The sequence below is a fragment of the Ruminococcus sp. 5_1_39BFAA genome, from assembly GCF_964240875.1.
GTDB lineage: Bacteria > Bacillota > Clostridia > Lachnospirales > Lachnospiraceae > Blautia_A.
The window spans coordinates 42954-63568 of sequence record NZ_CAXSVO010000003.1 but is presented as its reverse complement, the minus strand read 5'-3'; the positions used below and the strand labels follow the sequence as shown (position 1 = coordinate 63568).

Annotated in this window: 22 protein-coding genes and 2 pseudogenes; 23 read left to right on the top strand and 1 reads right to left on the bottom strand. The window is 43.8% G+C overall.

All coding sequences use genetic code 11. The features are described from left to right. The first annotated feature begins 66 nt into the window (after positions 1 to 66). From ACESZH_RS05230 to ACESZH_RS05210, 5 genes and pseudogenes are all read left to right on the top strand, one after another. Complete coding sequence (locus tag ACESZH_RS05230; protein WP_373213525.1) at positions 67 to 582, top strand: metallophosphoesterase; 516 nt, start codon at positions 67 to 69, stop codon at positions 580 to 582. 400 nt (positions 583 to 982) lie between these two features. Then, positions 983 to 1200 (top strand): annotated as a pseudogene (locus ACESZH_RS05225) (DEAD/DEAH box helicase family protein); the annotation flags it as partial. Positions 1201 to 1515: 315 nt separating this feature from the next. Beyond that, entirely contained in the window at positions 1516 to 2526 is a 1011-nt protein-coding gene (locus tag ACESZH_RS05220; protein ID WP_373213528.1) for a virulence RhuM family protein, read from the top strand. A 180-nt stretch (positions 2527 to 2706) separates the two neighbouring features. Beyond that, the gene (locus tag ACESZH_RS05215; protein WP_373213529.1) at positions 2707 to 2991 is read left to right on the top strand and encodes a hypothetical protein; all 285 of its coding nucleotides are present in this window, start codon (positions 2707 to 2709) and stop codon (positions 2989 to 2991) included. A 351-nt stretch (positions 2992 to 3342) separates the two neighbouring features. Next, a pseudogene (locus tag ACESZH_RS05210) lies at positions 3343 to 3618 on the top strand (DEAD/DEAH box helicase family protein); the annotation flags it as partial. 672 nt (positions 3619 to 4290) lie between these two features. Here ACESZH_RS05210 and ACESZH_RS05205 read toward each other — a convergent pair. After that, positions 4291 to 4644 (bottom strand): winged helix-turn-helix transcriptional regulator, encoded by a 354-nt coding sequence (locus ACESZH_RS05205; protein ID WP_373213532.1) that lies wholly within the window; start codon positions 4642 to 4644, stop codon positions 4291 to 4293. A 274-nt stretch (positions 4645 to 4918) separates the two neighbouring features. On the opposite strand from ACESZH_RS05205, the gene ACESZH_RS05200 reads away from it, so the two are divergent. From ACESZH_RS05200 to ACESZH_RS05115, 18 genes are all read left to right on the top strand, one after another. Beyond that, positions 4919 to 5284, top strand: coding sequence for a pyridoxamine 5'-phosphate oxidase family protein (locus ACESZH_RS05200; protein WP_373213535.1), 366 nt, complete (start codon positions 4919 to 4921; stop codon positions 5282 to 5284). A gap of 102 nt (positions 5285 to 5386) precedes the next feature. After that, positions 5387 to 5608 (top strand): hypothetical protein, encoded by a 222-nt coding sequence (locus ACESZH_RS05195; protein ID WP_373213538.1) that lies wholly within the window; start codon positions 5387 to 5389, stop codon positions 5606 to 5608. 70 nt (positions 5609 to 5678) lie between these two features. After that, on the top strand, positions 5679 to 6248 hold the full coding sequence (locus ACESZH_RS05190; RefSeq protein ID WP_373213541.1) for a hypothetical protein: 570 nt from the start codon (positions 5679 to 5681) through the stop codon (positions 6246 to 6248). A gap of 72 nt (positions 6249 to 6320) precedes the next feature. Then, positions 6321 to 7295, top strand: a complete 975-nt coding sequence (locus ACESZH_RS05185) for a hypothetical protein (protein WP_373213544.1) — start codon at positions 6321 to 6323, stop codon at positions 7293 to 7295. 83 nt (positions 7296 to 7378) lie between these two features. Next, entirely contained in the window at positions 7379 to 7573 is a 195-nt protein-coding gene (locus ACESZH_RS05180) for a hypothetical protein (RefSeq protein ID WP_373213546.1), read from the top strand. 219 nt (positions 7574 to 7792) lie between these two features. Next, positions 7793 to 8053, top strand: coding sequence for a hypothetical protein (locus ACESZH_RS05175; RefSeq protein ID WP_373213549.1), 261 nt, complete (start codon positions 7793 to 7795; stop codon positions 8051 to 8053). Between the two features lie 252 nt (positions 8054 to 8305). Continuing rightward, positions 8306 to 8716: a peptide deformylase gene (locus ACESZH_RS05170; protein WP_373213552.1), complete on the top strand. Its 411-nt coding sequence runs from the start codon at positions 8306 to 8308 to the stop codon at positions 8714 to 8716. Positions 8717 to 8726: 10 nt separating this feature from the next. Continuing rightward, positions 8727 to 9137, top strand: a complete 411-nt coding sequence (locus tag ACESZH_RS05165) for a hypothetical protein (protein WP_373213555.1) — start codon at positions 8727 to 8729, stop codon at positions 9135 to 9137. Positions 9138 to 9154: 17 nt separating this feature from the next. Then, positions 9155 to 9523 (top strand): MmcQ/YjbR family DNA-binding protein, encoded by a 369-nt coding sequence (locus ACESZH_RS05160; RefSeq protein ID WP_373213559.1) that lies wholly within the window; start codon positions 9155 to 9157, stop codon positions 9521 to 9523. A gap of 47 nt (positions 9524 to 9570) precedes the next feature. After that, complete coding sequence (locus ACESZH_RS05155; RefSeq protein ID WP_373213562.1) at positions 9571 to 10092, top strand: O-acetyl-ADP-ribose deacetylase; 522 nt, start codon at positions 9571 to 9573, stop codon at positions 10090 to 10092. Next, positions 10076 to 10558, top strand: coding sequence for a YaiI/YqxD family protein (locus ACESZH_RS05150; protein WP_373213565.1), 483 nt, complete (start codon positions 10076 to 10078; stop codon positions 10556 to 10558). Before ACESZH_RS05155 ends, ACESZH_RS05150 begins: the two co-directional genes overlap by 17 nt. A gap of 25 nt (positions 10559 to 10583) precedes the next feature. Then, on the top strand, positions 10584 to 11108 hold the full coding sequence (locus ACESZH_RS05145; RefSeq protein ID WP_373213568.1) for a GNAT family N-acetyltransferase: 525 nt from the start codon (positions 10584 to 10586) through the stop codon (positions 11106 to 11108). A 55-nt stretch (positions 11109 to 11163) separates the two neighbouring features. After that, positions 11164 to 11685: an isoprenylcysteine carboxylmethyltransferase family protein gene (locus tag ACESZH_RS05140; protein ID WP_373213570.1), complete on the top strand. Its 522-nt coding sequence runs from the start codon at positions 11164 to 11166 to the stop codon at positions 11683 to 11685. Between the two features lie 298 nt (positions 11686 to 11983). Continuing rightward, positions 11984 to 12382: a hypothetical protein gene (locus tag ACESZH_RS05135; protein WP_373213572.1), complete on the top strand. Its 399-nt coding sequence runs from the start codon at positions 11984 to 11986 to the stop codon at positions 12380 to 12382. An 80-nt stretch (positions 12383 to 12462) separates the two neighbouring features. Next, positions 12463 to 15147 (top strand): hypothetical protein, encoded by a 2685-nt coding sequence (locus ACESZH_RS05130; RefSeq protein WP_373213574.1) that lies wholly within the window; start codon positions 12463 to 12465, stop codon positions 15145 to 15147. Positions 15148 to 15165: 18 nt separating this feature from the next. After that, a complete protein-coding gene (locus ACESZH_RS05125; protein ID WP_373213576.1) occupies positions 15166 to 17217 on the top strand; it encodes a transglycosylase SLT domain-containing protein in 2052 nt (683 codons plus the stop codon). Between the two features lie 29 nt (positions 17218 to 17246). Further along, a complete protein-coding gene (locus tag ACESZH_RS05120; RefSeq protein WP_373213578.1) occupies positions 17247 to 17804 on the top strand; it encodes a hypothetical protein in 558 nt (185 codons plus the stop codon). Further along, complete coding sequence (locus ACESZH_RS05115) at positions 17770 to 20427, top strand: helicase HerA domain-containing protein (protein ID WP_373213580.1); 2658 nt, start codon at positions 17770 to 17772, stop codon at positions 20425 to 20427. Before ACESZH_RS05120 ends, ACESZH_RS05115 begins: the two co-directional genes overlap by 35 nt. The last annotated feature ends 188 nt before the right edge of the window (positions 20428 to 20615 follow it).

The following is a 20615-nucleotide window of genomic DNA, read 5'->3' as shown; positions in this document are numbered from 1 at the left end:
GAGGAAAATTGAACAAAGGGGTGAGATTATGAAGAATTTTCTTGGGTGAAAGTGAGGGGTGACGCGGTGATTTATTTTACAAGTGACTTGCATCTGGGGCATCGTGGAATAATAGAAATGCGAAATCGTCCATTTGAGAATGTGGAGGAAATGAATCATATTTTGCTTAGAAATTACAATGCGCTAGTACGGAAGAATGATATAGTATATATTTTAGGTGATATCTGTCATCATATGTTGGTAGAACAAGCCAATGAACTGATTGGAAAAATGAAAGGTAAGAAAATACTTGTTAAGGGAAATCATGACAAAATATACGACAAGAATCTATTTGACGAAGTTTGTGATTTTAAGACGATTTCATTAAATGGGATATATTTAGCATTGATGCATTATCCAATGTTGTCGTGGCCTAAGAAGAACAGTGGCAGTATTCAATTACATGGACATATTCATAGTGACGAAATGTATAATTTGGAAAATAAAATTGCGGGTATCAGAAGATATGATGTGGGTGTGGATGCAAATGGCTTTTATCCCGTATCGATAAAACAGATTATTGAATTCTTTGGAGGAACATAAAAATTGGAAAATTAGTTTTGAGAAGGTAAGTGATGTAGCGATGGGGTTTTACATGGATGGATTTGCTATCTGCAAGAGTTGTTAAAAGGAAAGATGCAAAATAAAGTATAATATCTACCCTCACCTTGGAATGTTCCAGTGTGAGGGTGATTTTGTTAAATTAAACGTAACCGGATGAGACGGAAATGCTGTTGGAAATATGTGAATACTTATTGACACCGATAGGAATATGGAGTAAAATCTAAAAGAACATTTGTTCTACTGAACGAAATTCAACAGAGTATTTTATAATAACTATCAGGACATAATTCGTTCAGAACCATTTGGGGAACATGGCAAAATCTCGTTTTACACGAAAAATTCGTGTAATTCACCTATAAAAATACTGGGAGAATGGTCTATGTCAAATGAAAAACTATTCAAATTAGAAGCACCATATAAGCCCACAGGAGACCGGCCGCAGGCGATTGCCAGCTTGTGGCTGGCTTTAAAGAAGACAATCAATGCCAGACTTTACTGGGGGTTACGGGGTCTGGAAAGACATTCACCATGGCGAATATCATTCAGGCATTGAATAAGCCGACATCAATATTGGCTCATAATAAGACGTTGGCGGCGTAGCTCTACGGCGAGTTTAAGGGGGTATTCCCGGAGAACGCAGTGGAGTATTTGGTGTCCTAGTTTATGTGGACAGAAAAATCGCGTTATTTAGTGTTGTTTGGTGCTGATTTATCCATATTTTGTGGACAAAAAATGCTGATATGGACTAAATAACACTGGATGGAATTTGTGACCTGCATTCGTGTAATGGACGAGATAATATTAGACGAGAATACTGCTTGGAGAACTGTAGGAGGTAGGCGGAATTAGAGGAATTTTATTTCCCCAATTCTTGGTACAATTATTGAGAATTTGAATGAGGTGAAAATACGAATGAATCAGGAGCATGAAATTGTTCTATATCAGGTTGAGGATACCAATATATGTGTGAATGTGTTTTTCAAAGAGGATACTTTTTGGATGACACAAAAAGTAATGGCGGAATTATTTGATTGTACAACAGATAATATTTCTTTACATCTGAAAAATATTTACAAGGAAGAAGAATTAAACGAGGTGGCAACTACCGAGTATTTCTCGGTAGTTCAAAATGAGGGGCAACGAAACGTTAAAAGAAAAGTAAAATGCTATAATCTTGATGCTATTATAGCAGTCGGATATCGGGTGAATTCTAAAAAAGCTACGCGCTTTAGACAGTGGGCTACAAAAACATTAAAAGAGTATATTACAAAGGGATTTGTTTTAAATGATGATATGCTAAAGAATGGCAGGCCTTTTGGAAAAGACTATTTTGATGAATTGTTAGAGCGTATTCGTGAAATCAGAGCGAGTGAGCGCAGAGCCTATCAAAAAATTACCGATGTTTTTGAACAATGTAGTTATGATTATGATAAGGACAGTAAAACAACAAAGAATTTCTATGCTTTTGTACAGAATAAACTCCATTTTGCAGTTACCGGGAAAACAGCGGCAGAGTTGATATATGAACGGGCAGATTCAGAAAAGCCTGCAATGGGGCTTACTACGTGGAAAGATGCTCCTAATGGAAAAGTACTAAAAAGGGACATAGGTATTGCTAAAAATTATTTAAATGAAAAAGAATTATCTCGTTTAAACAGGTTGGTAACAATGTTTATAGACTATGCTGAATTGATGGCTGAAGACGAGATATTAATGAGTATGCAAGATTGGGTTGATCAGACAAATCAGTTCTTGATGAATAATCGTCGCAAGGTATTATCAGGAAAGGGTTATATATCTCATGATACTGCTATAGAGAAGGCCAATAAGGAGTATGAGGTTTTTAGGGTTAAACAGGATCGAGAATATGTTTCTGAATTTGATCGAGAAGTGGAAAGATACCTAAAAGGTGAGAATATGTAAATTGTGTTTTGAGGTGGAAAATGGACAAGCAAAGACAGAATTTTCAAACAGCTATGAAATGTACTATTTTTGTAATTGTGTTGTTAATATTGATTTTTATTGGAATTTCTTTTTTATGGATAGCAATAACGCCGTATTCATTTAAAGAATTTTGGAAGGTTTTATGTTTAGTCGGAAAAAATGCTGGATCTTACAGCGTCTTATTGGTTGGAATTGTTATTACAATCTTTTTTTCAAGTGTATTCTAAAGAAAAGGATATAGAAAGAGAAAATGAAATAAAAATCGGAGAAGTTGGTTACTATACTTTAGCTTTTCAACGGAAAGAAGATGATTATACAGAAGAATTTTGTGGAGACAAAATCGTAGTGGAAGTTAATGATGAAAAGGATTACGATTTTTCACTAGAAAACAGAGAAGATGGATATTTGTGCTTCTCACATCAAAAGAAAAAAGTACAAATTTAAAGAATATCATGGCATTTGGAGAGGACTACATATGCTTCTCCATTATACTGCTCTACGAAGCCAACAAATGAGTTGGACAATAATAAAAACGCAGATATAAATCGTTACTTTTGGCTCATTCTTAATGCCTCAAGTGATAATGTTACTAAGAATTTTTGGATATCAGCCGTAACAGAAGAAGGAATACTGTTGTTTATTAAGGTTAAAGTACGACTAAAGGAAACAAATAAGAGGATGCATATTTCTCTTTTGCAGCAAACCACGTATTATAGAAGTAATAACAAATTATGCGCCTTATATAGATAAATTAAGCTATTTGTGTTATTAAAGTAGTGTGAAGAGGAACTTATCATGGATCATTTTGAATTAGTATCAGAATACAAGCCCACCGGCGACCAGCCGCAGGCCATTGAAGCCCTCGTCAAAGGCTTCAAAGAAGGCAACCAATGCCAGACTTTACTAGGGGTTACGGGCTCTGGCAAGACTTTTACGATGGCAAATGTCATCCAGCAATTGCAGAAGCCGACCCTGATTTTAGCCCACAACAAAACCCTCGCCGCACAGCTCTACGGCGAGTTTAAGGAGTTCTTCCCGGAGAACGCGGTGGAGTATTTCGTCTCCTACTACGGAAAAGTTGTGAAAACGGTGTTATTTGATGCTGTTTAGTCCATTTGTGACGCATTAATTGACGCATAACGGACGAAATAGCACTACCCAGATTAGATGAAATTGTATGGACGGGTGACTTGATTCGTGTAATTCATAAAAAGGCTTACTATTAGCCCGATTTGAAGTTTGATGAATAAATATTCTAGATGTTACTCAATTTGACATTGATAACGAAATTAAATGCTATATTGGCATGGATGTTAAATGGAGAGGTGATTGGCGTGGAATTCACCCGGCAATATTAAAGACAATAAAAAATGATAACCACCTACTATACTAAAAGTCAAATGGGACTCTGTGAATAGCGGAGGTACTGGCTTTGGAGAAGGGGAAGGTTTTAAAAGAAGATACAAAGATAGGACTTTGATTCGCTCTGGCGGAAATGCCGGATGCTGATTGAAGTCCTTTTTCTTTTCACAGGACAGTCACGTTCTGTATCTGACAGCTCATTTGGACAGATATATGTCCGTCTGCTTACTTATCGGGAGGATACGATTTATGGCAATAAAGAAATATGAAGAAACAGGGTTTTGTTCCGTGGTATTTGGGGAAATGGATACCACGGGACGAAAGTAGAATTATGATTAATAGAAGATATCCTCTATCGTCAATTGTTTAGCCGGATGCTGGTTATTGTGAGTTTTTAGCTTTGTAATCTTCGCCCCAATCCCACATAGCATCCAGAATGGGCTTGAGACTGTAACCAAGCTCTGTCAGTGTGTATTCTACATGGGGAGGAACTTCCGGGAAAACGGTACGGATCACCAGACCACTTTCTTCCATCTGGCGAAGTTGTGCAGTCAGAACTTTTTGCGTCACATGTCCGATGGATTTTTTTAATTCTCCGAAACGTTTGGTTCCAGGTAACAAATCACGCAGAATCAGCACTTTCCATTTATCGCTGATCAAGGTTAAAGTTGTCTCTACCGGGCAATCCGGTAATGCCTTTGCTGGTTTACCGGCAATTTCTTTTGTGGTTTCCATGTAATGAACTCCTTTCATAGTATCTTATAGGTGACTATAGTACAATATTATGCTTACCTTATAAAATGGCTGTACGGTTTTATTATAGGATCATCAGGAAGTAAAAGCAAGCAATTCCGAACAGAAAAAGACAGTCCGGCAAAAGCATGGTTTCCTGCTGGTAACTATACCACAATATTGTGCGTACTTCACAGAAAAAAGAAGGATTGCTACAATATGATCAACAAAGGCGAAAGCCCACAAACAAAATAAAACAAATTTGGAGGTAAGTACAATGAAGAAAGTGATCGAGTTTTTAAGTGAGAATCCTGTTCAGTATCTGGCAACCGTAGGACGTGATGGAAAAGCAAAGTGCCGCCCGTTCATGTTCGCGGGGGAAATGGACGGTAAGCTGTGGTTCTGCACCAACAACACAAAGGATGTTTACAAGGATATGCTGGAGAATCCTGAAATTGAGATTTCTGTTTCCAGTCCGTCCTATGCGTGGATTCGTCTGCATGGCAAGGCTGTGTTTGAAAACAACATGGCGGCAAAGGAAATGTGCATCGCAAACCCGATTGTGTTCCGGCAGAGGCTGGAAGCTGACTTTGGGCAGGAATCTGTCTTATATCATAAACGCGGAAAGGCATTGATTATTTGAAAGAATAGTCAGTGCCTTTTTTTGCGTTTAAGGATGCTGGAACATAAGAAAGGAGTGGGAAAGGTTCAAACCGTAATCAGGAAGAAGGAAAGGAGGAAACCAATGAAACAGAAACGGATGATATGGACATATGGAACGGTGATGCTGCCTCTGGATGTAGGAAAGCAGGCCCGGTATTTTCAGAATGGGATGCTGAAGGTGACAGAAAAAGTATTGCGGATTTTAGAGCAGGCGGAGGATTACATCAAATTTGAGACGGATGGGTTCTGCTACTGTATTGCGTACCACATGGCGGAGGAAAATGAGATGGCATTAGCAGCGTAATCCTGAGGGAGTATTCCGGAGGATATTTCCGGATACTCCCTAACGGAATATGTGAAGTTGGAGGTGTAAAATGGGATTATTTAAAAAGCTGGATATCTGGTCGGTTTACGATGGGCTGGATGAAATCATGGGCTATCTTGATAACGGGAATGAGAAAAACAGCATTTATTGGGACAGCTACAGTGAACAGATCAATGAAATGGCAAATATTGCTGGAGAGAAGTACGAGGAATTAGGAGAGATCCGCCACCGGTTGTTTTATCATTATGATCTGCCGTATAAGAATCTGGAATTCTGTGAAGATGACATGGCAAATGGCGGACATACAGATATATCATGGTGGAATACGGCAGCCTGCATGCTATCTGATACAGATATGGCCTGCTTATTGGAAAATGAAGGGAATTACGGATATTCTGATGTTGGAAAGGAAAAATTGCAACGGATACACGCATTAGAACGTCTGACGAAAAAGCAGCAGATGGCGTTGTATACAGAAGTAACCGGATTCATCATGCGGTATCTGGAACTGCGCGCTGCGTTTGAGACAATACTGGCAGTAATAAATGAGCTGGAATACAATCAGTCATTTACGGTAAAGAATGGGGAGGTGAAAGTGTCGGATGCGGCCTATGTATAGGAGAAAGTTCATAGTTGCAGGCTTAAAAAAATCTGATATAATGAAATCAGGAGAAAAGGCAGGTGAAGCCGGATGGCAGAAAAAAAGAAAGTAAAAACGGATGTAGTTTTGAAAGACTTCTGGCGCCAGAATGAACGGTTTGCGGACTTATTCAATGCAGTGGTATTTCAGGGAAAAGAAGTATTAAAACCGGAAGCACTTCAGGAAATGGATACCGATCTATCGGGAATTATCCGCTTCAAGGATTATGAGGAATCCCTTGTGCGGACCAGGGATGTGGTAAAAAAGATGGCGTTCGGTGTAGAGTTTGCTGTTTTGGGAATCGAAGCCCAGCAACGGATTCATTATGCCATGCCTTTACGCACACTGTTATATGATGGGATGGGGTATCTGAAAGAATACCAGCAGATTTCCCGTTCCCGTAAAACGGAAGCTGGGAATATGACGGAGGATGAATTCCTTTCCGGGATGCGCAGGGAAGACCGGCTGCATCCGATTATTTCGATTGTGGTATACTATTCAGAACATATCTGGGATGGCCCGATGTGCCTGAAGGATATGATCGTAGAGATGCCAGAGGAGATTGAACGTATCTTTTCGGACTATAAGATGAATCTTGTTCAGGTGCGGGAAAGTGATCAGTATGTGTTCCATAATGAAGACGTAAAGACAGTATTTGAAGTGTCAAGGGAAATTTTTAAAGGAAACTTTGATAAAATCAGAACCAAGTACAGGGACAAGGAAATAAAATCGGAACTGATTACAGTAATTGGAAAGATTACAGATTCAGCGGAACTGATGCGTCAGGGAAGCAGTCAGGAGGTTAATATGTGTACAGCATTGGAAAGATTAAAAGAAGAAGGACGCGAGGAAGGACGTCAGGAAGGACGCGAAGAAGGACGTCAGGAAGGTCGCGAGGAAAATATCCGGGATTTGGTGCTTGAATGGACAAAAGATGGCTATTCTGTACAAGAAATTGCAAAACTGCTGAAGAGGCCGGAAGAATTTGTTAAGAAAATTCAGGACGAATCTAAAATATTGATATAAGACTGTTGATTTTCCCTGCCATTTGTTCAGAAAGTGGCAGGGAAGATTCCTTTATAGGATGGGGAAGCAGTCGGGGGGGTGATATGTGTACAGCATTGGAAAGATTAAAAGAAGAAGGACGTCAGGAAGGTCGCGAGGAAGGACGCGAGGAAAATATCAGGGATTTAGTTCGTGAATGGACAAAAGACGGCTATTCGGTAAAAGAAATCGCAAAGTTACTGAAACAATCCGAGGACTTTGTGAGAAAAATTCAAAAAGAGGCTTCGGTGGTGATATAATTACCCGGCAGTAGATTAGCTGATTAAGGACGGGTGAGGATTTCATAAGAATGGACAGGGCAAAGCGTAAGATTAACAGAGAATATATTTAAGCTCACCCCGCAAATAACAAAAAGGCATCAGGGATCAACATGGTTCCGGATGCCTTTTTTGAATTGTCGAAATCAAACCCAGTAGGAGCACAGTACAAGCAGTTATTATCAGATGGAGGAATGGCATATGACAATAAAACAATATATTAAGAAATATGGCTGGGAGATAGAATGTAATCCCCAAATGTGCAGAGCAATGAGCGTAAATATCGGTTTTATTAACGATGAAAACAGGGAAGATCAAACACAGTTGGACATCATGGCATACGATGAAGGAGAACTGAGCAACCTGTTCAAAGATTTCTGCCGTGAGAACCGGTTCCCACAAAATACGGTCACTTATGTTGGTGTTGTACAAATGGCGGATAACATGGAAGAACTGGAGTAGTAACTTTTGAGCAGAAATGCAGATAAAAAACGGTATGCTTTTTAAATCGTGTCTGTTATAATGAATTGGGCAAGAGGTCAGGCAGAACAACAGGGAAATGGATACGGTAAAATGTGTCCAATACAGTGGAAAGTCTTGTTATACGCAGAGTAGTAAACATTTTATCTTAGGGCAGTATGGCTGTGTTCTGCGTTGTGCGGAAAAGCCATGTTGTCCTTTTTATATAAGATTATGGAAGAGCAGGAAATAAAGATGATCAGACCAATTATGAAAGATATATTTTTTTTGAATCAGAAATCAGAGCCGGCCACAATAGCGGATAAGCAGGTGGCGGAGGATTTGCTGGACACTCTGAAAGCACATGAAGCAGGCTGCGTAGGAATGGCGGCGAATATGATAGGGATAAGGAAAAATATTATCGCCGTAAATATGGGATTTGTGAATATCATAATGTATAATCCCAAGATTGTGAAAAAATCAGACGCCTATGAAACAGAGGAGGGGTGCCTTTCCCTGGAAGGTGTGCGAAAATGTACCAGATACCGGGAAATTGAAGTGGAGTATCAGGACGGCAATTTTAAGAAGCAGCGCCAGAAGTATTCCGACTGGATCGCCCAGATCATTCAGCATGAGTGCGACCATCTGCAGGGAATCATCATATAAGGAGCGGAATATGCGTAAAAAATATAAAGTGACAGAGATATGTGAATTGGATTTTGGCTGTGAAGGACGGCCGGAAGGAATGGAAGACCTGGTGCAGGTGCGGCTTTGTTCCACTACGGGAGAAAATATAACATTACAGGTTCCGGATGCCAGCTTGTATGAGCAGGATATTACAGAGGGTTCAGAAGTATTTTTGATGGATGGAAAATTGAAAAAGGCACTTGGAAATGACTGGATTGAAAAATGCGGCGGGAAAATGGATGCGCAGGGATTCATCAGACAGATGGAAAGACTGAAAGCGGGCGAAACAACGGTTTGTCCATTTTGCGGTGGTATGGTGTCAATGACTGCGGCAGAAAACGGGAAATACAAGTTTTCCTGCAATTCCTGTGATATGTATTTCATATCGGAGTGCAGATGACGAAAGGATGATTTATTTTGAAACGGCAGGAAATTTTTGATTACGCAAAGAAAGTATACGGGACGGTACCGGAATATCTCTGGAAACAGTATCCAGGTTATGCTGTCCTCCGGATGAAAGATACGGATAAATGGTACGCGGTCATTATGAATGTGTCCAGAGATAAACTTGGAATAGAAGGCGATGGGGAAGTTGAGATCCTAAATGTGAAATGTGATCCGGAAATGGCAGGCTCACTGCGTCAGGTCCAAGGGTTCCTTCCGGGATACCATATGAATAAAAATAACTGGATCTCCATTCTTTTGGATGGAACGGTTGGTGAAATAAAGATTTTGGATTTCCTTGACAGGAGCTATGAGCTGATAGAAAGCAGGGCAGGAAAGTAAGCATGCTGAAGATGAGAAAACCGTGATTGGAAAGAGGGAGAACATAGATGCTATTAACAATCAGAGGAGATATTACAAAGATTGATACGGTCACTGCGATTGTCAATGCCGCAAACACGAGCCTGCTGGGCGGTGGCGGTGTGGATGGGGCAATCCATAGAGCTGCAGGAAAACAGTTATTGGAAGAATGCCGGACACTTCACGGATGTAGGACCGGCGAGGCGAAAATCACCAGGGCATACAGGCTGCCCTGTAAATATGTGATCCACACGGTTGGGCCTGTATGGAACGGCGGAAACCATGGGGAGCCGGAGCTTTTGGCGGATTGTTATAGAAACTCTCTGCAGGTGGCTGTTGAACATGGGATTCGGACGATTGCGTTTCCGTCTATTGCCACTGGGGTATATCATTTCCCAGTTCAGCTTGCGGCACAGATCGCTGTGCGGACAGTAAGGGGATTTCTTATGGAGCATCCGGATAAGCTGGATGTGGTTATGTGGGTCTTATTTGATGAGCGTACCGAGAAGATCTATCAGGCGGAAGTGGAGAAATATGGAAAAGGTAAATGAGTGCGGAACGCGGATATATGTTGATGCGGATGCCTGTCCAGTGGTAGGTATTGTAGAAAAGCTTGCGAGAAAATATGGTATTCCGGTAACTTTACTCTGTGATACTAACCATGTACTTGTATCCGATTACAGTGAAGTAAAGATTATCGGCGCCGGAGCGGATGCAGTGGATTATGCTCTGATCGGGCTTTGCCATAAAGGAGATATTGTTGTGACGCAGGACTATGGTGTGGCGGCAATGGCACTTGGAAAAGGTGCCTGTGCGATTCATCAGTCAGGAAAATGGTACACAAATGAGAATATAGACCGGATGCTCATGGAACGTCATCTAGCGAAAAAGGCCAGAAGAGCCACAAAGAAAAATCATCTGAAAGGACCGAAAAAACGGAGCAGAGAAGACGATGAGCATTTTGAGAATGCTTTGGATTTGCTGATACAAAAGGTACTGAGTAATAAGGAAATATGAAAATCGAGATTTGGAGGATGCAATTATGTTGCAAATTAGAACTGCTGACAGTAGCGATTATAGCAATGTTAGAGATTTCTACTATTTATTGATTGATGCGATGGAAGATGCCGAGTATAAGCCAGGATGGGAAAAAGATATATATCCAACACAAGAGTTTTTGATCAGGTCTATTGAAAGCAATGAATTATATATTGGAGAGATGGACGGACAGATAGTCTCCTGTATGGTGGTGAATCATGAATACAATGATAGTTACAAGGACATTCAGTGGTCTGTTGAAGTAAAAGACTCTGAACTTTTTGTAATTCACGCACTCGGTGTTAATTCTTTGTTTTCTGGTAAAGGTATAGCAAAACAAATGGTTCAGCAAGTTATTAAAATAGCCCATGAGAATAATATTAAGACAATTCGGTTGGATGTTCTCGAAGGAAATATTCCGGCAGAAAAGGCATATACCAAAATGGGATTTATATATCTTGATACAATTCAAATGTTTTACGAGGATATAGGTTGGACGAATTACAAGCTGTTTGAGTTTATTGTTTAATTTACAACTTCCAGCTTGTGGTGTAGTTCAAATCAGAATATGGAGCTGTAATAGGATGAATGGTTTTTTATTATTGATACCGTTTTTAGTAATAAGATTTATATTATTATCCGTTTTGAATAGAGCATCGATACAGCGTGCTGCTCATTTTGCGCCTATGTGGGAAAATGAAAAAGCGGCTTATTTCATTTATCAAATATCAACCGCAGGAATAATGTTATATCCGTTTTTCTTATCAGTAAAAATAGACTTTTCATGGCAATTCTTCTTAGGTTTGATTAGTTATCTTGCAGGACTATGTTTATGTGTAATTACAATAATAAACTTCTCCGATCCTGATCCTGTGGGGCTGAATACAAATGGAATTTACAGGTTTTCCCGTAATCCTATGTATATCGCTTATTTTATTTGTTTTGTGGGAATATCTTTATTAACCCGGTCAATGGTACTATTCGGGATAATTGTAATATTTCAAATTTCAGCTCATTGGATCATTCTTGCAGAGGAAAGATGGTGTTTGGAAAAATTTGGAACGGCATATAAGCAATACATGAAAAAAGTACGGCGTTACATTTAAAAAAGCGGGATTTATGAGAGGTACATATCAAAGGCTTTAAAAGAGATGATCTGGACAACAATGGGAATTTTATCATGTAAAAAGCATTAGACGAAATTGCGATACATATGCGTCTATATTGCGACTGGTCTGATATTGACATATGATTTTGAAATTTATACAATGGTAAAGTAAAGTTTTGTGCATGCGTGAACCCGCATGGGGAGCCGCAAAACATTACACCGGAAGGCAACCATATTGCGTGGCTGTCTTTTTTTATGTGGAAGCAGAAAATTCCGTGTGGAAAGGAGGCGATTGGTTGGCAGGAAAAATCAAACAGGAGAAAACGGAAAGGATGCGTTCACAGTCGGGGAATCAGCGTTTTGTGCTGGTTCCCCGGTTCGCGTTTATTACCTTTCTGGCAGTAACACTTTTTACCATGACCGGGATGCCGGTGCTTGCGTCTGATATATTTGGGACCGCGAAGAATGCAATGCAGACAGTCTATACAGATGTGGCAGGGATTGCCACGGTGGCCGCTGTTGTGTGCGCCGCTGTCTGCCTGTTCCTGATGAATTTCTCAAAATCAGGCAGGACAGTAGACGAATCCCGGGCATGGCTGAAGCGCATAGTGGTCTGCTGGGCAGCCCTGATGACACTGGGCGCGATTGTGACATATCTGGAAAAGATCATTCCAAAGAGCATGTTCACGGGCTGATAGCTGAAAACAGATATTTATATGGCCGGCGCTCTCCCGGCTTTAGAAAGGAGGGTATCCTTTAAGGGTATGGGTAACGCATGGGCTGGTTATTAGAGTTATTGTTGGATGGGATCAGGGAAATCTGTTCACAGTTTATCGTGGATATGATGGAACTGGTAACAGAAATGTTTACGGAATTGCTGTCCTGTAACCTGTCACTGTTTGAAGAATTATTTTCGGTAGTCAGCGCCCTTTATAAGAATGTCATCGTGCCAATGGGGATCGCTATGCTGCTGCTGATCCTGGTGTGGCAGTTGTTCAAATCCATGTTTGGGAAGAGTGTGAACGGTGAGGAGCCGGTTGAACTGGTGATCCGGTCCGCAATCGCACTCTTTTTTGTAGTGGCGGCAAAACCGATTGTGAATTATATTCTCAAATTTGCGGGAACGCCCTATCAATGGGTGGTGGGGACAGAAATTAAAGTAGAGAGTTTTTCGGGCTTTGTCTCTGCTCTGGAAGGTGTTACGGAAACATTGGGGGTAGGAAAGCTGAGTATATCCTTTCTCATGCTGATTATGCAGTTTGTAGTCGCATGGAATTACTTTAAGATGCTGTTTGTTATAGCGGAGCGCTATGTCCTGCTGGGTGTTTTTTCCTACACAGCGCCATTGGCTTTTTCAACGGGAGGTTCCAAATCCACAAATAACATACTTGCGTCATGGTCGAAGATGTTTGGCGGGCAGGTTGTCCTGATTATTCTTAACGCATGGTGCATGAAGATGTTCCTGTCGGGCTATGGAAACCTGATGGCAAGCAGTTATGGGTTCACTAAATTTTTTGTAGCGACGCTTTGCCTTGTGGGATTCTGTAAGATCACTTTTAAAATGGATTCTTACCTTGCGTCCCTTGGGGTTAACCTTGGGCGTCCGTCCGCTGGCATGGGCGCAATGGGGCTGATCATGGCCGCAAGCCGGATTTTATCCCAGATTGGGAGAGGAAGTGCCGGAGCTGGAGGAGACGCCCCGGAGTCAGGAGAGAGTACAGCCACAACAGCGGCAGAGGGCGGTATGTCCGAAGGATTTACGGGTCCTATTCCTATGATGTCCGGAAACACAGCGGCTTCGGATATGGATATGTCAGATATTTCATCGGAAGGAGGCTTTGATGAGGCGCCGGATACTTCGGAAGGCTCCGGAGAATTTGGGGCGGCTGGATATCCTGAACAAGAAGCGGCAGGCGGAAGCGGTGTGTTAGAAGAGCTGGGCGTAGTGACAGGAGAGACGATGGAAGAGGGTGCAGATCCTGGAATCAGGACAGATGCCGGAACAGGGATTGGAAGGACAGAAGTTACGGGAGCGGAAAATGGTTCCATTTCGGAGAACCTTCCGGGAGATAACGGAATTCAGGTATCCGGTTCGGAAGACGGGACATCCATGGATATGAATGTATCCGGTATCCCGGAGTATGCAGACGGGTATGGTACTACAGATGGGTATGGTACTACAGACGGGCAGGTGGTTGAGGACGGAGCTGGTACTGGTAGTATGAGCGTAAAAGAAATAACTGAGGGGACCGCTTCGGAGACTGGATATGGAAACGGCAGTGCCGGCATTATCAGTGAAATTGGTGATTATCCGGTAGAAGAAGAGTTTTCAGATGGCGTGGATGAGAGTGCTATGGAATTGGATGGCAGTACGATAGACAGTATGGGAAGCGGCCCGGAATCAGAGGGTGTTTCCTACGGAAATGCTGGAGACGCATTTGGGAATGCAAGCCTTGCAAGCAGCAGGGCTTCCGGCAGGGGAACGGATTCAAATCCAAATGGAACTACGGGCATTATGCCGGGGATAGATTCGTATGGAAGCCCGGAGGGCATCATCGGTGAAGTTGGCGCAGATTTTGGAAGTGGTAGTATAGCTTCACATGGTTCATCTGACGCGGCAGGCGGTAGTGGGAATCCACAGGAAGGAGTCATGAGATCAGAAAGTGACAGAACCGGTACGTTAGACGATCTTGGTTTGTCTGGAGATGCCGGCGGAAATATCGCTGGAAATGATATGGAACTTGGAAACAGCGGCATAGCTCCGTATAGTACATCTGGCGCGGCAGGTATAAATGGGAATCCACAGCAAAGCGACATGGGAACAGGAAACGGCGAAAACGGCGCGTTAGATGATCTTGGTTTGCTTGATGATACCGGAGGTATGTCCGGGAATGAGACAGAACTTGGTGGAAGCGGTATAGCGCCATATGATGCAGCCGGGGCGGAAACCGTAGGAAAAACACTGGAAGATGACATAGGATCAGGAAAAAATGCAGCAGATGTATTATCCGGTATCACGCCGCCTGCGAACAGGGGTGGCATGTCTGATAAGGTAAACGGTGATTCTGATATGGACGGCGCAAAAAATTATGGAGACGAGGGAAGCAACGGCATTACCGGAGCGGCACCCGTGATCCATGAAGCGGCAAACCGTGTATCGGAAGAAGCATCAATGCCGGATGGGAGCAGTGCAGAGGAGAATCCGTATATGGCGGATGAGAGGAAGAAAGATGCGCAAATGCCCCGGGAAAATGCGGATCACAGTATGGAACCGATGGGGGAAATGGGCGGACAAATGAACCATATGCGCTCTGGAGGCCCGATTCCCGCAGAGAACCAGAAGGGAGATGGGCACAGAAAGCCGGCGCGGGAATTCCGGGAAGTACCAAAAACAAGGGAGGAATTAAGGCGCAGGCAGCAGGAAAGGAAAGAACAGAAACAGGCAGTGGGATACCGCTGAAGTGAAAGGGGTGAGAGAATGCAGGGGGATAAATGGGATTCCTCGCCGCTTGACGCGGGAGCGGAAACGGCCGCCCATACCGCACAGGCCGCCTATGCAGTCCGGGCGGCGGCGAAAGGCGGGACAGCGGCAGCTGGGGCCGCCACAGGTACGGCACTTGCCGGACCGCTGGGAACTGTTGTGGGAACACTCGTTTCCAGCAAAACATTCTGGAAAGTGATAGCCGGGATTTTTCTGTTCCTCTTCCTGTGGATGTTTATTATTGCGAATCTGATCGGCATTATTTTAAGTTATCTGGGATTTGCGAATGCGGATTCTTTCGCAAACGAAGCCCAGTCTGCACAATTATCAAACCTTCGGACAAGGGTGGAAGAGATATTCGCGAATGAAGAATACGCAAAAAATATTCTTTCGGTTATCGAAGCGGAGCGGGACGCAAATATACAGGAGATCAGTGCGGACAAAGAGAAGCATTACGAAGGCCATGAGCTTGTGGTGGTCGATGAATATGAGACAAAGCTGAAGCGGAACATAAGCTATTATCTTGCGGTCATGATGGCGGAAAACTGTGACAACGGCACGTTGTATTCTTTTCTGGGCTATCAAAACAGTCTGGGGCTTGATATGTCTACCAACCTTTCCAGCCCGTATGACGCGTATTTTGAAGAGGCTGCAAGGACATATAACGTACCCGTCGCACTTCTGATCGCAATGGCAAAGGTGGAATCTGAGTTTAACCCGAATGCGGTCTCCGGTGCCGGCGCAATCGGGATTATGCAGCTCATGCCGGCGACGGCGGCGGGGCTTGGCGTATCTGATCCATACGATCCGCGGCAGAATATCATGGGCGGGGCAAAATATATCGCGCAGAACATAGAGCAGTTTAAGAATCATTCAAATGGATTGGAGCTGGCAATCGCGGCGTATAACGCAGGCCCTAACGCGGTAGTGGATTATGGGTATCAGATCCCGCCTTATCCGGAAACCCAGGCGTATGTGCAGAAAGTGCTGGGATATGTGGAGATTCAGGACCGCAGGACAGCTCCGTCTGTATCCCAGGATACAGGGCAGCCGGATGAAGGATTGGGCAAATCATATGAGATCCTGAAGGAAGCAGTGGAAAAAAATGTGGAACGTTTTTTCTCCTGGTCTGTCACGGATGAAAGGGAAACAGAGTCCACACAGACGGTATACTGCCATCAGACAGAGGAAGGCAGGAAGGAAATTGATAAGGCCGCGTACGAGCAGCTTCTGGCGGAGGGCGGCAATGTATGGGAAGAGAGCAGGACCGTACAGGCGAAAAGGATAGAATATACCCTTGCACTTATGCTGAATGCGCAGCTTACGAATGTCGGGGGTGGTTACCAGTACAAGTTTGTGACAAACGAGACGGTTTTCAATCTGGTGATCAAATTATTAAAGCTCATGCAGGACGGGATTGACGCGGTAAAAAATGGCTTCTTTACCTTGTTCCGCTGGACGGATTTTATTACCGGAGGCAGCAGCGGAGAGGATTCCTATATCGGCAACATTGACGCATCCGGGGATATCATCACTTACGATACGGTGGCAAACTGCCAGAAAAGAGTTGTGTACTATAACCAGGGAGAAGAACCGTGGGCGAACATGGGTTATGGCACCAGTACAATCGGGGGAGCAGGCTGCGGCCCGACCTCTATGGCAATCGTTATTTCAACGCTGACCGGGCAGACAGTAAATCCCCAGATGACCTGCGCCTACTCCATAGCCAACGGAGAATATGTGAGTGGCGTGGGAACCGCACATTCTTTCCCGACGAACGCGGCGCACCATTGGGGGCTTACCTGCGAGCGGGTAGGAAAAGACCGGATGGGCTATGTGGTTCAGTCGCTGAAAGAAGGAAAGATGGTAGTTGAAATCTGTGAGGCGTATACCATAACCGGCAGCGGAAGCGGGCATTTTATTGTCCTGACAGGAGGAAGGCATAGTGCGGGATATGGGGATAAAGAAGGTAATGGCATTGTTTGGCGGCATTGGCGCCGCCTGTTTGGCTGGTGTCCTGTTGCTGCGCAAAAGGCAGAAAAAATATAGCTAAGGACAGAGAATAATGGAGGTGTGACATGGCACATAAAGAACGGGTAGATGTCTACACCATACCACCGAATTTTGCAAAGGAAGGGACGATCCTATCCGGAAGAGTTGAGGCCAGGAATGCCGTAGAAGCGGCAGCCCTGGTCCTTCTTTTATTTCAGCTCCTGATGGCGGTTGATTTAAGCGTAAAGGGGAAGATTTACGCCGGGATCATCGTGATTCTTCCGGTAGCCATCTTTGCGGTGATCGGGGTGCAGGGTGAGAGTCTTACATCATTTATCTTTCAGTTTTTCTGTTATCTTGCGAGGCGCAGGACGCTTACCGTACCAAACGGCCAGTACCGTCTGAAAAGGAACAGGAGGATTAGAAAGCAGCAGAAAAAACAGTACCGTAGAGAACGGAGGCAGGCAAAGCGGAAAGGGGGTGGAGAGCATAGAAAGCGAAGTAAAGGAACTAAAAAGGAAGCTGAAAGACGCAAAGCGCGCAGAGAAGAAAGGGCAAAGAAATTCGAGGAAGAAGCACAAAGAAGAGCGGAAACGGTACAACGTACGCATGAAGGAGGAAGCGCAGAAACGCCGCGAGGATGAAAAAAGAGAATATAAAAGGATACGGCAGCAGGAAGTGGAAGAACGGGCACTGAAAAAAGAACTGTTCCAGATCCCGGAAGCGCAGGAACAGCGGAAAATGCCCAGGGAAGCAAGGGAAGAGGATAAAAAGCCGCAGAAGAAAAGAAAGGAGCAGACGCTGGATTTTCTGCCGGTGACATGGGCGGCTTCTTATCTGCCAATCCGGCAGGTAAAGAACGGGATTATTCTGACATCCGATAACCGTTATGTCAAGCTGGTGGAAATTTTGCCAATTAACTTCCTTTTGCGCTCCCCCGGTGAGCAGCGCAACATTATTTTTTCTTTTATGTCTTACCTGAAGATCGCTCCATCGAAGATCCAGTTTAAGGTAGTGTCCAAAAAAGCGGATATCCTGGAGTATATTGAGAAGATCAGGGAAGAGGCGGAAAAAGAAACGGATGAGCGCTGCAGGCTTTTACAGGAGGATTACGCGCGTCTTATTAAAACGCTGGGCACAAAGGAGGCGATTACCCGGCGTTTTTTCCTGATTTTTGAGTACCAGTCCTACAATGGGAACAAGAATCCGGAGGAAAAAGATGTGTTCCTGTATATGAAATCCGCAGTCCAGACGGCAAAGAAATATCTTGCCCTGTGTGGAAATGTGGTACTGGAGCATGAGAATGAGACACGGTTTATTGTGGAGACGTTTTATCAGATCCTGAACCGGCAGACCAGTATGAAGGAGACATTGGATGACCGTATCCGGAAAGTGCGTGACTATTACCTTGAGGAAAATGGGCGGGACAGTATCCCAATGATTCCGGTAACAGAACTGTTCGCGCCGGAAACGATAGAGTTTCGGAACTGGAATTATGCGGTGATCGACGGTGTGTACCACACCTATCTGTTCATACCTTCACAGAAATACCGGACAAGGGTACCCGCGGGCTGGCTTTCCCTATTGATTAACGCGGGAGAGGGCATTGATGTGGACGTATTCTTTTTCAAGCAGGACAAGACAAAGAGCATGGAACGTATCGGAAGGAGAATTCGCCTAAACCGGTCGAAGATCAAGGATACTTATGATACAAACAGCGATTTTGACAATTTAAGCGAGTCCATCCATGCGGGATATTATCTCAAAAGGGGGCTTGGCGGCAGCGAGGAATTTTATTATATGAGCACCCTGATCACGATTACCGGATACAGCGCAAAGGAAGTGGAATGGCGGGCAAAAGAAATGACAAAGCTTTTAAATTCCCAGGATATCGGTACAGCAAGCTGTATTTTCCGGGAAGAGCAGGCATTTCTTTCCACGCTACCGCTTTTAAATCTGAATAAAAAGATCTATGCGCGGGCGAAGAGGAACGTGCTGACTTCCGGTGTAGCGGCATGCTATCCCTTTGCTTCCTATGAGATGTCAGATAAGGATGGCATTATGATGGGAGTAAACAAAGCAAACAGCTCCCTGGTTATCGTGGATATTTTTAACACGCAGATCTATAAGAACGCCAATATCGCGATACTGGGAACTTCCGGGGCAGGAAAAACATTTACCATGCAGCTTATGGCGCTGAGGATGCGGCGGAAAAATATCCAGGTATTTATCATAGCTCCGGATAAGGGACATGAGTTTGCAAGGGCATGTACCAATATCGGCGGAGAATTTATCCAGATCTCTCCGGCTTCCCATAATTGTATCAATGTAATGGAAATACGCCCGACTGACACCGCTACCAGCGATATTCTGGATGGGTATATGGCGGAGCGGTCAGAACTTGCGATGAAGATACAGAGCCTCCATATTTTTTTCAGCCTTTTGATCCCGGATATGACACATGAGGAAAAGCAGCTGCTGGATGAGGCATTGGTGATTACCTATCAGGAAAAGGGGATTACCCATGACAACCAGAGCCTTGCGGATCCCAAACGTCCGGGGTATTACCGAAAGATGCCGATCCTCGGGGATCTGCATGAGGTTTTGCAAAGAAAAGCGGAATGCAGGCGGATCGCAAATATTTTGAACCGGCTGGTAAACGGATCCGCTTCCAGTTTCAACCAGCAGACGAATGTGAACTTAAATAATAAATATGTTGTACTGGATATTTCGGAGCTTTCCGGAGATCTTCTGCTTGGCATGTTTGTTGCCATTGATTTTGTTTGGACAAAAGCGAAAGAAGACCGTACCGTGGAAAAAGCGATCTTTGTGGATGAGGCGTGGAAACTTTTGGCGTCCAATGAGCTTGCCGGTGAATATCTTCTGGAGATTTTCAAAGTCATACGTGCGTATGGCGGGGCGGCTGTCTGTGCGACGCAGGACCTGGCGGACTTTTTCGCGCTTAAGGGCGGAAAACTTGGGCGGGGCATCCTGAACAATTCAAAAACAAAGATCATCCTGAATATGGAAAATGCGGAAGCGGAGCATATCCGGGAGGAGCTGGATCTGTCAGAGGCAGAGATGACTTCCATTATCCATTTTGAGCGGGGCAACGGCTTGATATCTACCAATAACAATAACCTGATCGTGGAATTCAAGGCAAGCCAGCTGGAAAAAGACCTGATTACAACTGACCGAAGGGATCTGCAGGAATTAAAGAGCAGGATCCAGAAGTATGGGGCAGACGCATATGGGCGAAAGGGGTGACCGGAAAAGAAAACGAAGGACAGATTGTAAGCGTATAGTATGTGTCACAAAATACGCCTATTATGACGTGTAAAATGCGCAATAGCATAAAATGGAAGCTTTCAATCTGTTATGCGTCATAAAATGCGCAGTTAATACGCATAGAATACGTCATTTATGACACGGAAAAATAAAGCAGAAAGGATGCA